Genomic DNA, 14,045 nt, shown 5'->3' on the forward strand with positions numbered 1-14,045 from the left:
TTAAGGAGGGGTTTGTGAAGCGTTTTTTTCAGATTATTTTCAATCAGTTGCAATTGTCATCCCGAGTCTCATGACCGGCTGACTCATGCGGCGGTTACTTGGGAATGTTAAGCAGCAGGGATTTTGTGTTCCCTTCTTTATCGGTGTATTCGATTTCTACGTTCTGGGCGTCGAGATCGACCTTCTTCAAGAGGTAAGGTTTCTCAGTGGCATTTTCATTAAATGGCAGTGAGAAGCGTGTATTTTCCTTCACTTTGAACGGGCTGGCTCCTTGCCCCAAGGCATTGAGCGTGAACTCAACTGTGCTATCGAGGATGCCTGGGTTGCCTTGGCGATCGACCTTATATTTTTTACCGAGTTTGTTAGGCTGCTTATCCTCTAACAACCAGTAGCGCTCCACTTGGGCGATGCCATTTTTGCGAACCTCTTCCTCCTCGACTCCGAGGAACTTGAAACGATTCTTCATCAAATCATCTTCAAAGACAATATCTTCGCCCGCCTTGATTGGGTTTGGCCCCATCTTGTTGACACGAACACCGGCCTTGGTTTGAAGCCTAAAGTTAAATTGACCGCCACCAAAGTCTTGTGGACGAACGTGAACCTGCGTGGTTTTTACATCCTTCACAGTCAACTTGGTTACAGGGTCAGGATGAATTTTAAAATCCTTCGGGTTGGTTCCCGCGGTGTATTCCTCACGGTTGGTGAATCCGTCTTTATCGGGATCCTGTTCTGGAGAATCACTGAATCCGGGATCGATACCGTATTCCAGCCACCATGTGTTAGGAATACCATCGTGAACAGGTGGGCTCTTGAGCAGGTCCACAGGATTCTTCGCGTCATCTTTTTTAGCAAAAAGAGCCACGCCAGTGAGCAAGTTCACTTTGCGACCATCCAGATCATACTGGGTGATGATGTGCTCCTCGGAAAGCGAGGTTTGAGTTGCCTCAATGGCTGCGAAGCCAGGCACGGTAACATCGTTATTCGGAGTAACTGGGTTGACGCCGACAGCTTCGTCGATCGCCCCCTTGTTACTGAAAATGACAGCTCCAAAGGCCAGCGCGACAACTGCAGCTCCACCGAGGGCAACTTTGTCGTAGTTTTCTGATATCCAAGACATATATGATAGTGATTAGGTAAAAGTGAAAATTGGTGTGTTAGTGAGAAATTACTGCTGGGCGTCAGCTTCGGCTTTTTCAGCACTCGGCTTGAGAAGAACCACGTCGAAGACGATGTGAACGTGCAGCTTCTCGCTACCAAGCACTTGCTTGAGGATGCGCTCGCCAGGTTTAACTTCAGCGGCAGGAGCAGGAACAACAGCACCTCCATCATCTGGAGTGGCGGCTCCCTCACCTTCACCTTCGCTAGTGGTGTCATCTTCTAGGCCAGGAAAACCTCCGAACGGATCAGGAGCGGCACCAGGACCAGCGCCCACAGGAGCTGGGAAATTAGCATCCTTCTCAGTGGGTGCGGTTTGTTTCTCATTGCGAACCCTTACGGCACGAATGGCATAGTAGTATTCTTTGGAATTCACCATCTCCTTGAGAAAATCTCTCACAGCAGACTCATCAGCGGTGAAGGATAACTCCATAGGCATCAGCTGATAGGGTTTTTCGCCATCGTCTTGAGCTGCTTTATTATTGCGATTTGGCCGTCCCTTGCGAGTCGTTGGAGGAGGTGCAACAGCACCTGTTTCAACAGGCAGCGTTGTGCGATTGATATTAAGGATGGCTGCAGGCTTGAGAGCCGCAAGCTGACCCAACAACCATTCGGTAGCATCAAGCTGGTATTTCAGCTCGGGTGTGGCTGCAGACTTGGCTGTAGCACTGGAGTATCTTTCAAATCCAAAGTCGCAGTTCTCAGGAAGTGTTGTCTCGGCCTCTTCAAAGGCTTTGCGAAGACTGTTAGTCACCTTCACCCGCTCGTCATTGAACTGCTCAGGGCTTAGCTTTGTCAGCTCCTCTGGACGATACGAATCCAGAGTTTCCCGAACGTCTTCGATGGTATTGCGGTATTTAGCCACCCCCTCTTCGCGAGCTCTGCGGTTCGCTGTGTTAGGGTAGGGCTTTGATTTTTCCAAGGATGCGTATTGCCCCTTGAGCTGCTCGTATTTCTCCATCTTCTCGTCGTAGGCGCCCCCTTGGGAACTGCCAAAGAAGAGAATGCCCCCGCCAACAACGGCAGTGACGCCGATCAGCCCGGCAACAAATTTATTTTCCTGAATCCAACTCATGGTCGTGTGATATTCTAAGTAGTGTGTTTGATTAAAAGTGTGTGGCAACCCAGCCAAATGGCCAAGCTGCCGAAATGGTTTCGATTAGCGGGTGCTTCTACCTTCGGTTGGAGCTGGGATAGGCTCTTTCAACATGAGAGTGACTTCGAAAGGCGCTGCGTAACTGCCTTCGCTAAGCTCGGTGGGTAATGACATACCTAACTTCTCAGTGGCTTGGACGTCGAAGTATTGCGAGTCCACCCGCAGGCGGTCGATCAACTTGAATACATCTCTAAATCCAGCATTACCACGCCAGAAACCTTTGATGCGAATGGCGTTTACCATTGGGGTGGCGGGCTCTTGAGCAGACGGGCGTTTACCTTTGCCCTTAACAGGCGCAGGTGCTGCCACTTTAATTTTGTTTAATGCAGACGATCCGTAAGAGGCTTGCGCGAAGTCACTGACAATCACTGACTGGGCAACATCCACGGCAGATTCACCGCCAGCATTGGGCATGTAACCAACTACTGGATCGAAATCGACCAGCCAAACGGTATCGCTGGTGAAGTGATGAGCCAGGTCATCCAAAATATCAACCCAGAGCACGCGAGCCTGTTGAGCATTGACTAATTGAGCGCTAAGCGCATCAAAGCGCTCTTCCCTCTTGGCGACCCCTTTGAGCGGCCGGGAAAACTGTTCCAGCCCGTCGACCTTGGCTTGCAGGTCTTCTTGTTCTGCACCCATGCGACTGTTTTTCCAGACATTGAAACCAGCCCAAGCTCCGAGGCCTAACAGAAGCAGAGCAGCTGCGCCGATCAACTTTGGCTTGCGGCGCTCGATGTCGCGTTCGCGTGAAACAACATCAGGCACAAGATCAATCTCCAGAGATGCCTTGCCGATGCCACGAAGAGCAAGACCAACCAACTCACCCAGCTGGTGAGCCTGGGCAGCAACTTGATCGACGTCGACCCCCTTGCCCACGGAAACACGCTTCAGCGGGTTGAAGAACTCAACCGGAAGACGGAGTTTCTCTTGGAAGAAGTCAGCGAGGTGTGGAAGGTTTGAACCACCACCTGCTAGAAGAACTAGCTTAGGCGCGGAGCCGCCGTGTTGACTGCGGAAGTAGTTTGTGGTCCGAGCGATTTCAGCAGGAAGCTTGCTGAGAGCATTGCGGATGACGGTGGCCAGAGCGGCGGTTGGCTCATCCAACTGCGAGGTGTGTGCTGTATTAAGAGCCACCATGCCGTTAGAGCATTTCTGTGATTCGGCTTCAGAGAAGCTAACACCGTATTCCTTGGCAATCGCGGTGGTGATCGATGCACCACCTACAGCCACACTGCGGGTGAACATACGATTTCCTTCAAGATAGATCAGGTTACAAGTCTTCGCACCAATATCGATCAGCAGAGTGGTTTCCTCCAGTTCAGGATAGTTATAGCGGAGTGCATTATAAAGAGCCATCGGAGAGGCATCGACCTCAGCAGTTCCGAGACCGGCTTCGAGCACGACATCATTCATGTCGTTAAGGGCATCGCCCTTGATCGCCACCAAGGCCACCTCTTTCTCACCTGAACCACTTTCCAGCAACTGCCAGTCCCAGATTACTTCATCGATAGGAAACGGCACGTGCTGCTGGGCTTCGAAAGCGACCAGCTGCTCGATGTTATCGTCTTCGATCGGAGGAAGTTTGATGAAACGCGTGAAAACCGACTGACCCGAAATAGCGTAACGCAACTTCTGTTTGCCGATTTTGAGCTTTTCTGCCAACTCCGAGACTGCCACCCGGATCTGCGGAAGGCGCGCCATTTCGGCGGCCGGATCTGCTAGAATGGATGATGAGTCGTATTTCTTGAGGATGAGTCCCCCGTTTTTCGAGGGCTCGAATACCCCCATGGAGATGCGCTGAGATCCTATATTCAGTGCAACGGTAGCCTGTGCTTCTGCCATGTTATATGCTGGTTATGAAAAATTTGTGTTTAGTAAAAGAAGAAGGGGGTATTTTTGAGTTAGCGATGAGGTATTAATTATCGGCGCTCCTCGATCTCTGCGTAGCGATCCCACCATAGGAACTTGAACGGGGTTTCGTTTTTGTTGCGCAGAGGAATTTTGTCGTAACGGGAGAGCTGGGTCCACCATCCGGGAGCAGCAGTCGAGGAGAACAGACCTGTCTTATCCACTGCAGCTTGTCCGTTAATCAGGATTTCACCACCTACAGATTTGACGATGCGCTTGCCGGCGTTATCACGACCGCTGATTCGCTTGACAGCGGCTGGTGACAGATAAACCGAACTGTAAACGTCTTCGCCCACTGGCACGTTGACGTGGTTGATTTCTTTTTCGATGTATACAGGCTTGCGTCCTCCGGATGGGTCATCGAAGGCAACGTACCACTTGACGGTGACACGATCCACGAACTCGGGCTTGTAGTTACGTGGCATCTCGATTTTGAACTTCACCTCAACTTCGAGCCAGTCCTTCGGCTTGAAATTTTTCTTGTTGGTATTGCCGCCGACGTCAGGAGATGGAAGGTCGTCGAAAGAAGGCTTTTCCAGGGAGACCTTTCCGGCCTGAGCCATCAGTGGGCTGGCCATGGACATGACACCTAACACAAGGGCGGAAAACAAATAGTTACGTTTGGAATGTTTCATAATGATCTGGCTTTTGATTAGGCTATGAAACGCAACTGTGGTTTGGCCAGAATAAAGGGTGAAAGATTCATGATTTTTTTTCGTGTATCCATTGTGAATTCATGGGGTAGGAAATCGCTCACCCCCTCACCTCCTCCAGCATGCCTATCCTGAACAGATTAGCAGCATCACGCACATCGCGCTTGTGAATTTCCACTTGCTATGGTTTTTCTATCACCGACATGGCCAAGCCGCAATCACCCAAACAATCAGCTAAAAACAAAACCGCCATCCAACCGACCCGTGACGCAGATTTCCCCGAGTGGTATCAGCAGGTCGTGCGTGCAGCGGATCTCGCCGAGAACTCAGAAACCCGTGGCTGCATGGTCATCAAGCCATGGGGCTATGGCATCTGGGAGCTAATCCAACAGCAACTCGACGCACGTTTTAAGGCGACTGGACACCAAAATGCCTATTTCCCCCTTCTGATCCCCCTTTCCTATCTGGAAAAGGAAGCTGGTCATGCCGAAGGTTTTGCCACCGAGTGTGCCGTGGTCACCCATCACCGGTTAGAGACTGAAAAGCAGGAGGACGGATCGGTCAAAATGATCCCCACCGGCAAACTGGCCGAGCCTTACGTCATACGTCCGACATCAGAAACGATCATCGGTGCTGCATTCTCACGCTGGATCGAATCCTACCGTGACCTCCCACTGCTGATTAACCAGTGGGCGAATGTGATGCGATGGGAAATGCGCCCCCGTCTCTTTCTCCGCACCGCAGAGTTCCTATGGCAAGAGGGCCACACCGCTCACGAAACAGAAGAAGAAGCCATCGAGGAAACTCGGACCATTCACCGGCTTTACGAAGAGTTCCTTCGCGACCACCTCGCCATCCCTGTAATCGCAGGTGAGAAAACTGAGGCCGAGCGTTTCCCTGGTGCCGACATGACCCTAACAGTCGAGGCCATGGTGCAGGATAAAAAAGCGATCCAAGCCGGAACCTCCCACTACTTAGGACAAAATTTCTCCAAGGCTCAGGACATCAGTTTCACCGGAAGAGACGGCACGCAACAGCACGCGCATACAACCTCATGGGGTGTTTCTACTCGCTTGATCGGCACGCTGATCATGGCTCACTCTGACGATGACGGGCTAATTCTGCCTCCTCGTGTGGCCACCCAACAGATCGTCATTGTTCCGGTGACCCCCAAAGAAGACACCCGCGACGCCATCATCGACGCCTGCCAAGCACTGGCCGAAGTGCTACGCCGTGAGAAATCATACGGCGGTCAACCACTGCGAGTTCACGTCGACGCCCGAGACATCGGCGGCGGCGTCAAAAAATGGGAGTGGGTGAAAAAAGGTGTGCCCATCCGGATCGAAATCGGCCCACGTGATCTTGAAGGCGGCAAAGTCTGTCTGCAACGGCGCGACAAAACACCTAACGAAAAAGAATTTGTCCCCAAGGAGGACTTCATTCGCAACGCGACCGATATCCTAGGCGAAATTCACAGCAACCTTCTGTCTCGTGCCACAGAGCTCCGCGACTCCAACATCATCGAGTGCCACGACATGAATAGTTTCGACCAGCACTGGTCACAGGACCTACCAGGCTGGTTGAGCACGCCGTGGAACGGCACCCGTGAGCAAGAAGAAGAAATCTCCAAAAAACACAAGATCACCATCCGCTGTCTCCCGATCGACCAGCAAGACGGCGCTCCTGCGCCCTGTGTCTTAACCGGAGAAGCTACCAGCCGACGCGCCATCTGGGGACGCAGCTACTAAAACAATCCAACAACGACTTCTCAAAAGCCAAGAAACGGGCTCTTTCTATTGTATAGAATCCGTACTTGGAATTTTGAATTTAGAACATAGAATTTAATTCCACATGGGCATTTTCAACAAACCAAAACTCCGAGGTAACGGCGGCAAGCGCGACTCCATGCCGGATGATCTCTGGACCAAGTGTTCCGATTGCGGTGAACTCATCCACGCGTTGGATTTAAAGCAAAACCTTCTCGTCTGCCCGAAGTGTGAGCATCACTTCCTGATAGGGTCCCGCGAACGCATCGACCTGATCGCTGATGAAGGCAGTTTTGAGGAAACCAATGCAGATCTATTCTCCAAGAATCCGCTCGGATTTTCCAACTACGAAGACAAAGTCGCCATGCTGCGTGAGAAAACCAATCTCAACGATGCCGTGGTCACTGGTTCCCTAACAATCCAAGGCAAGCCCGCCATGATCGCGGTGATGGACTTCAAGTTTTTCGCTGGCTCCATGGGTTCTGTCGTCGGGGAAAAAATCACCCGTGCCGTGGAACAGGCGACCGCTGAAAAGCGTGGCGTCATCATCGTCTCCGCCTCATCAGGTGCTCGCATGCAAGAAGGCATGCTTTCACTGATGCAGATGGCCAAGACCTGCGGGGCTCTGGCTCTTCACTCACAAGCAGGCCTGCCATACATCTCCCTGATGACCCACCCCACCACAGGCGGAGTTACAGCATCCTTTGCTACCGTCGGTGACATCAACTTGGCCGAACCGAAATGTATGATCGGCTTCGCCGGCCCGCGTGTGGTCAAGGAAACCACTCACCAAGACCTCCCTCCGGGTTTCCAAACGGCTGAGTTCATGATGGAGCACGGTTTGGTCGATGACATTGTGCATCGTCGTAAATTGCGCGACAAGCTCGGCCAGCTGTTAGGTTACATGCTACCTGCGTAAGTTGCATGAGTAGGTAGCTAGTGAATAAGTCAAAAGGTGACGAACACCTGTGCTTTTTCTGCTTACTTACGACATTACCTACTTGCCTTATGACCTATCAGGAGAGCATCGACTGGCTCTTTTCCACGCAGCAGTTTGGCATCAAACTTGGCCTTGATCAGCCGCGCCGACTACTGCGTGAGACACTGGGATTTCCCAAGGCTGGGGTAAAAGTCATTCACGTTGCGGGAACCAACGGCAAGGGATCCACTTGCGCCATCATCGACGCCCTCGCCCGCTCCTGCGGAACCAAATCAGGGCTATTTACATCTCCCCATCTCATAGATTACCGCGAACGCATCAAGGTGGGAGGCGCTGATATTCCCGAGGACACCACTGCTCTCTATCTAACACAGCTTAGAGAACACGTCGCAGAGTGGGAACACCACCCGACGTTTTTTGAGCTCACCTTGGCGGTGGCGATGCGTTATTTCCGAGAGCAAAACTGCGAACTGATTGTCTTGGAAACCGGCATGGGTGGTCGTCTCGATGCCACCACGGCCGTGCCTGCCGACGTCGCAGTGATCACGCCCGTTGCCATGGATCATTCTCAGTGGCTCGGTGACACTATCGATAAGGTCGCTTTGGAAAAGGCCGGTATTATCGTTCCTAAAAAACCAGTAATCTCCAGTCGACAGGATCCCGCTGCTTGGCAGGTCATCGAGCAAGAAGCCAACGAGCTACGTAGCCCTATCGAATTCATTACCGACCCCCTGCAGGGATATTCAATCAACTTGGCAGGCCCCCATCAGCAGGAAAATGCCGCACTCGCACTGGCTGCTGCTGACAAAGTCGGACTCCCCTTGAACTCGGACATCGTTCGACAGGCCCTAGCCTCGGTCACCTGGGCGGGACGCTTTGAATTCATTGCCAATAGTAACATCATCCTCGACGCGGCGCATAATCCTCATGCCGCCGAAGCATTGATCGAGACTTGGAATCAGAAGTTTCCTGGGCAGAAAACCCACATTATTTTCGGAGCCGTCGAGGGCAAGAGCACGGATAAAGTCCTTGCTATCCTCGCGCCCATCGCACAACACCTTCATCTCACCACGATCAATTCTCCGCGCTCACTCACCGGTGAGCAGTTGATCGAGTCATTGCCAGAAGGCGCTCCGGCCTACACTTTACACAACCATTTGGACCAAGCCCTTGCCGCCGTCCAAGACTCCGATACCCCCACCCTCATCACCGGCTCCCTGTTCCTCATCGGTCAGGTCAAAGCCAAGCTCAGTGCTCAAAGTGCCCCTAAAGCCAGTAGCCAGTAGCCATTTTTTCAAACCTCCTTTTCCCCATTCAAATAATGCACTTCACCTCACTTCTCCGTCGCAACGAAATCGGAGCCAATTCCTATCTCGTTGAAATGGACGATCAACGGATCGTTTTAGACTCCGGCATGCACCCGAAAGAAGAGGGGCTCGACTCTCTGCCAGCGCATCACGAACTACCAGCCGATAGCATTGACTCCATCTTTGTTTCCCACTCTCACCTCGATCACTCCGGATCTCTTCCCGTGCTTATGCGCGATCAGCCTAATGCAGACGTCTTTATGACCCCTGCCACATCCAGACTTGTTGATGCCCTGCTCCATAACTCTGTGAACGTCATGGAAAGCAAGCGCACCGAGCTGGGTATCACTGATTACCCGTTTTACACTCACCGCGAACTCGATGATCATGAAAAACGCTGGCGCACATTTAACTATGACCGCCCATTCCAAATCGGTGACAACGTGCGTGCGACCTTCCATGACGCGGGTCATATTCTCGGGTCCTCCGGCGTGATGTTAGAGACACTCGATAAACGCGTTTTCTATACCGGTGATGTCCAGTTTGAAAAACAAACCCTGATCCCCGGAGCCGATCTTCCAGAAGATGATATCGATACCCTGATCATCGAAACCACGCGTGGTGCCTCCCCTCGCTGCGAGAGTTATTCACGTGAAGCCGAAGAACAAAAATTCGCCGACTCTATCAACGACTGTCTGAAGCGCGGTGGTTCAGTGTTAGTCCCAGTCTTCGCCATGGGAAAAACCCAAGAGGTGCTCACCATGATCAACCGCTTCAAGCAGGAGGGACTGATTCCTGACGCGCCAGTCTATATCGGTGGTCTCAGCACCAAGATGACCATCATATTTGACGAATTTGCCGACAGCACACCGCGTAACCAACCAGGCTTCCGCATCCTCAAGGACATGGAAGTCAAGACAGGTGGTCGTCGCCGTAAGCGTGCACCTATCGTCTACCAGCCCGGTGGCATCTACGCACTTTCCAGCGGCATGATGACCGAAAAAACGGTTTCCAACAACTTCGCAAGGGGCTTTATCAGCAACCCTAAAAACTCTCTACTCTTCGTCGGCTACGCCGACCCAGACTCCCCAGCTGGCCACATCCGCGCAGGCAAACAAGGCGACTTGATCGATCTCGATCCTGCTCAGCCGCCGGTGCAGTTTAACTGCCCTATGGAAGTTTTTGATTTCTCCGGACACGCCACACGAGAGGATCTGCTAGACTATATTCTCAGAGTCAATCCTAAGAAAACCATCCTCGTTCACGGCGACCTGCCAGCTACCGAGTGGTTTGCTGAACAGCTCAAGGCAAAGCTTCCGGAGTGCGACACCATTATTCCTCTTCCTGGAAAAAGATACGCGCTTTAGGGCAATGTAATGTCGTCTTTACGCTGCTCGTTTCTGAGTGGCGCGCTGTTGCCAGTGTGCTGTGATTTTTTCGAGCTCTTCTTGGCTCGGCGGATTACTGTCAGAACTGAACGAGCGGGCTTCGAGGCTTTCGATTTCCTTCATAAGCTCTCGCTCTATCGTCTCATCAAGACTTGCGTTTTGATGCACTCTTTTCAGGAAAGCTATCGCCGTCACCGGAGTCAGTGTGTTTGGTAATTGAGGGCCTGCTAGAACTTCGGCTTCAGGGTCTTTGTTATTCTTTGAAATCAGCCAATACACCAGAGCCAGCACAGGCACGGCGAGAAGTAACAACCAGGCGTTGAACCCGGATTTACTCCCAGCACCGAGGGTTACCTCGGAGCTAGAGGGGATTAGGTCAACGTCATCATATTGCTGTAATGTCAGCGCATCTTCCTCCGCAAGGTTGAGGTCTTTTTGCAGAACCGGGAATGCGAACGATTTCGGCAAATGATCTGACTGAGGAGTCAGAATCAACCGCCACTCACGTGTGCTGATAGGTGCTCCGTCGTCGGTTTCTACATCCAACTCTGCGACGAGAAGTTCGTTGTCCCCCTCGGTGGAGACATCGAAACCGTCGATATTCAGATCCAGAATTCGATCCAATGGCGGCACCAGACCGTGAGCGGTCGCCTTGATTTCTAGCGCTATTTTATTCTCCTTCTCCGCTTCGCGCTCATCCAATGTCATGGTGACTTTCAAGTTTCGGTGCGGACGCGGGTCGCCTTTGCCAGATGCGTCAATTGGGATCGCGGCAGAGGTGATGGGTAGAACGACGTAGCCGGAAGTATCCAGGAAATCGAGATCGATCTTCATCGGCGGTATTGAATCGATTTCAGGTCCTTTGGGTTTGAGCAAAAAGTAAGCGTAGGGAGTCACGCTCCAGCCTGGTTCCGAATCGGTGCGCGACTGCACTTTGGAGTGATGGAATGTGAGTGAAACGACTTCGAAATGCTCCTCGAGTGCTGCCCGTGCCGACTTCTCAAATTTATCACGGTAATCTTCCGTCGGCCGGCCATAGTTATAAGCGAATTGTGAATTACTTTGATTGATCAAGTAGCGCTGGAAGCCACCGGATTCACGTTCGATTTCACGGGTATGCCGCAAATTGACGAATAAGCCAAATGGCACCGAAGCGTTTATCCGGTCAGATCCGTCGATGTGGGCATCCAGTTGAATTTCGGTCACCAAGTCCTGATAATATTGGAAAATCTTGGTCGCGTCCGAGATGCGTTCGTGATCGCCGGTAATGGGAAGCGCTGACTCGAGAAAGCGGTATTTTAAATCCGCACCTACGTTGGCCAGACGGGTATTGAGCGTCTTGGCGAAAAGATCCATGTGGCGCTTTCGGCAAGATTCAGGCAAGCTCTCTAGAGCCTCTTTGATTTTAGCAAACTCACTGGGCACAGGCTGATGATGGCTTTTCAGAGCACTCAGGTCTGGCGACCCCAGCGCAGCGTAGAACCAAGTCGTGAATGCTTCGTCAGACTCATCTTTTTTATCCTCCAATGGGAGTGTCGCAGAGTAGGCCTCACAGGCGCTTGCCAGACCGTTCAATCCGAGCCGTTTGTTCGCACTATGCTCCGGGTGGGAACCGAGTGTCGCGCGGTAGTTAGACTCTTCATAAATAAGCGCAGACTTCTGCACCTGCAACGCCCAATCGCCTGGATGATGCTTCAGCACGTTCTCACAAAGGTCACTCGCGGCAGCATATCCTTTGAGAACCTGCGCCTGTAATTCTTTGTCTTTACGTTTGGTCTCAGCCTCCTCTTGCAGCTTCGGATTGGGCCAGAGGTTGGCCAAGTTTCCACGCATTCGGCGGAGCAGAGAGGCTGCAATCTTGGCGTCGAGCTTTTCAAGATCACCGAACACGGTCTCTAGTGACTCGACACGCCAGACTTCGGCCTTCGAGTGACACTGGATAAATGCATCGGCGAATTCCTTATCGAAGGATTCATCGAGATTGAACGCACGGATTTTTTTGATCAACTTTGCCAACTCTAACAAATTCCGTTCCTGCTTAGACCGTGTCAGAGGAATTGTCTCAGCACGCTGGTTATAGCCTGAGAAATAATAGTAGCTGGAGCGATACTGGTTTTTCTGGTTCGGGTTATTATTTTCCGCCCATACGCGAACCAGCTCCCGGCACAGCTCCTCGGCGTCATCGGGATTGTCAGATGCAAGAGTTTCCAACAATGGCAGTGCCTTTTTGTGCTCCTTCACCTTGAGGTATAATCTCGCAGTGAGGGTGAGCGTTTGGATTTTCACCGGCTCATCTAACAGCGCGATCCAGCGGGCGTCAGGCCCTTCGCGCAATATGTCTCCGGTATCGATGGCTGGAACCACCTTCTGGCCATTCACGCTCCGTCCTACCATCGATTGCGTGTAACTAGTCCTCATGTAGTAGGGATTCCCAAATGTATCCATGGACATGGTTGGGCGCATGGAAGTGGCCGAGTCATATTTGTTAGTATGCTCTGCCTCGTAGAGCCAGTTGCGAGCATAGAGCGTCAGGATTTCTTGCCACGGTTTGGGATCGATCCCCGGAGTGCTCAGCAGAGCTTGAGCAGCTGCCCGCTGAAGCTTAATTTGCTCAAGTCGGTAACTCGCTGACGGATGCTGGTGAACCTGTGCGGCGAGTGTGCCGATGGTGGTGAGAATTTCAAAGCCTTCGCCATCTGCTCCTGCGAAGGTTTTGTGTAACCAATCTCGGCCGGCTTCGCCCTCAAGGTCTGGCACAAGTCCGAGAGCTCGATAGAGAGCTTCAGCACGGGCGTCGAACGGTGCTTTTTTATTGCCCACAAGATCGAGCGATGTCTCCCAAGCCAGAGGCAGATGCTCGTGGCCTTCATCGGCACGATGCGCTTGAGCATGCCACCGGGCGATCAGATTGAGTGCTGCAAAGTCGTTACTGTTCTTGGACTCAGCAAGAGATGGCAGGTAGGGTTTTGCCTCATCGAGATGCCCAGCGTCCATCAAGAATCTTGCAGTGAGCAATGATGATTCAGCATCCTTGGTGCCGAAATAACGACTGCTGTTTTTTAACGCATTAAAAAATTCCTTCGGCGGCGTGTCGCTGTTTTTCAGTAGCTGGGAGAGCTTGCTGAGAGAATCTTTGTCAGGAGCTTTTGGGGATAGATTGGAAACGGCCAAAACATCCGATGCGCGAAGATATTGTTTCTGTCGGTGTGGTTTGGCTCCCGCCGCAGCAAGCTCTGGGCGAGGTACAACATTCACAGGTGACGCCAGTTGCTGGAGAATCCGGTCATACACGATCTGAATCTCGTTTTCCTTCAGTGTAGCAAGGTACTCCCCTGCCTTTCTCCAATTCCCCAAATTGAGGTTAAGCTGAAGTTGCTCGATGTCTTTCTTGATTTTTGCCAGCTCAACTTGTGCCGGAGACGCTGGGGTGGCTGGCTTTTCTAACGGCTCTTCAGCAGGCTTTCTTGTCGCTTGAAGTCGGGATTGAAGAATCCCCGCATTGGTGCGATCTATCGTCAGCTTTTTGAGTAAATCGAGTCTTAGTTTCGCAGGATCTGAAGCACTTTTGCCATCTTGAGCAGGCGCTTTCGCAACGACACGCCCGGCCCTAGACGCCTCTATTTGGGCTTGGAGCCTGGCTTGAATCTCAGGTGGCAAAGTCTCAATCTGGGCCGTAAGAGGAGACACCAGTGATGCACTGATGAGAGATAGAGTTAGAAAACGTGGTTGCATAGTAATGGATAAATACTGGCAGGGTATCGAAATTCGG

General features: G+C 52.0%; 9 protein-coding genes. 4 read left to right on the top strand and 5 right to left on the bottom strand.

Translation table 11 applies throughout. The features are described 5' to 3' along the window. Positions 1-94 precede the first annotated feature (94 nt). From ACSPJT_RS04775 to ACSPJT_RS04790, 4 genes are all read right to left on the bottom strand, one after another. Positions 95-1,117, bottom strand: coding sequence for an Amuc_1099 family pilus-like system protein (locus ACSPJT_RS04775; protein WP_435895223.1), 1,023 nt, complete (start codon positions 1,115-1,117; stop codon positions 95-97). 48 nt (positions 1,118-1,165) lie between these two features. Further along, positions 1,166-2,230 carry an Amuc_1100 family pilus-like protein gene (locus ACSPJT_RS04780; protein ID WP_435895224.1) on the bottom strand — a complete coding sequence of 355 codons (1,065 nt, stop codon included), beginning with the start codon at positions 2,228-2,230 and terminating at the stop codon, positions 1,166-1,168. An 84-nt stretch (positions 2,231-2,314) separates the two neighbouring features. After that, on the bottom strand, positions 2,315-4,156 hold the full coding sequence (locus ACSPJT_RS04785; protein ID WP_435895225.1) for an Amuc_1101 family PilM-like pilus complex protein: 1,842 nt from the start codon (positions 4,154-4,156) through the stop codon (positions 2,315-2,317). Positions 4,157-4,233: 77 nt separating this feature from the next. After that, positions 4,234-4,857, bottom strand: coding sequence for an Amuc_1102 family pilus-like protein (locus ACSPJT_RS04790; RefSeq protein ID WP_435895226.1), 624 nt, complete (start codon positions 4,855-4,857; stop codon positions 4,234-4,236). 221 nt (positions 4,858-5,078) lie between these two features. On the opposite strand from ACSPJT_RS04790, the gene proS reads away from it, so the two are divergent. The 4 genes from proS (at position 5,079) to ACSPJT_RS04810 (ending at position 10,255) form a co-directional block, all read left to right on the top strand. Continuing rightward, positions 5,079-6,623, top strand: a complete 1,545-nt coding sequence (proS, locus tag ACSPJT_RS04795) for a proline--tRNA ligase (RefSeq protein ID WP_435895227.1) — start codon at positions 5,079-5,081, stop codon at positions 6,621-6,623. Between the two features lie 103 nt (positions 6,624-6,726). Further along, positions 6,727-7,560 carry an acetyl-CoA carboxylase, carboxyltransferase subunit beta gene (accD, locus tag ACSPJT_RS04800; RefSeq protein WP_435895228.1) on the top strand — a complete coding sequence of 278 codons (834 nt, stop codon included), beginning with the start codon at positions 6,727-6,729 and terminating at the stop codon, positions 7,558-7,560. An 89-nt stretch (positions 7,561-7,649) separates the two neighbouring features. Next, positions 7,650-8,867: a bifunctional folylpolyglutamate synthase/dihydrofolate synthase gene (locus ACSPJT_RS04805; RefSeq protein WP_435895229.1), complete on the top strand. Its 1,218-nt coding sequence runs from the start codon at positions 7,650-7,652 to the stop codon at positions 8,865-8,867. Between the two features lie 35 nt (positions 8,868-8,902). After that, a complete protein-coding gene (locus tag ACSPJT_RS04810; protein ID WP_435895230.1) occupies positions 8,903-10,255 on the top strand; it encodes an MBL fold metallo-hydrolase in 1,353 nt (450 codons plus the stop codon). A gap of 18 nt (positions 10,256-10,273) precedes the next feature. On the opposite strand, the gene ACSPJT_RS04815 is transcribed toward ACSPJT_RS04810, so the two are convergent. Then, the gene (locus ACSPJT_RS04815; protein ID WP_435895231.1) at positions 10,274-14,008 is read right to left on the bottom strand and encodes a hypothetical protein; all 3,735 of its coding nucleotides are present in this window, start codon (positions 14,006-14,008) and stop codon (positions 10,274-10,276) included. Positions 14,009-14,045: the final 37 nt, after the last annotated feature.

Source organism: Oceaniferula spumae (genome assembly GCF_042849255.1).
GTDB lineage: Bacteria > Verrucomicrobiota > Verrucomicrobiia > Verrucomicrobiales > Akkermansiaceae > Oceaniferula > Oceaniferula spumae.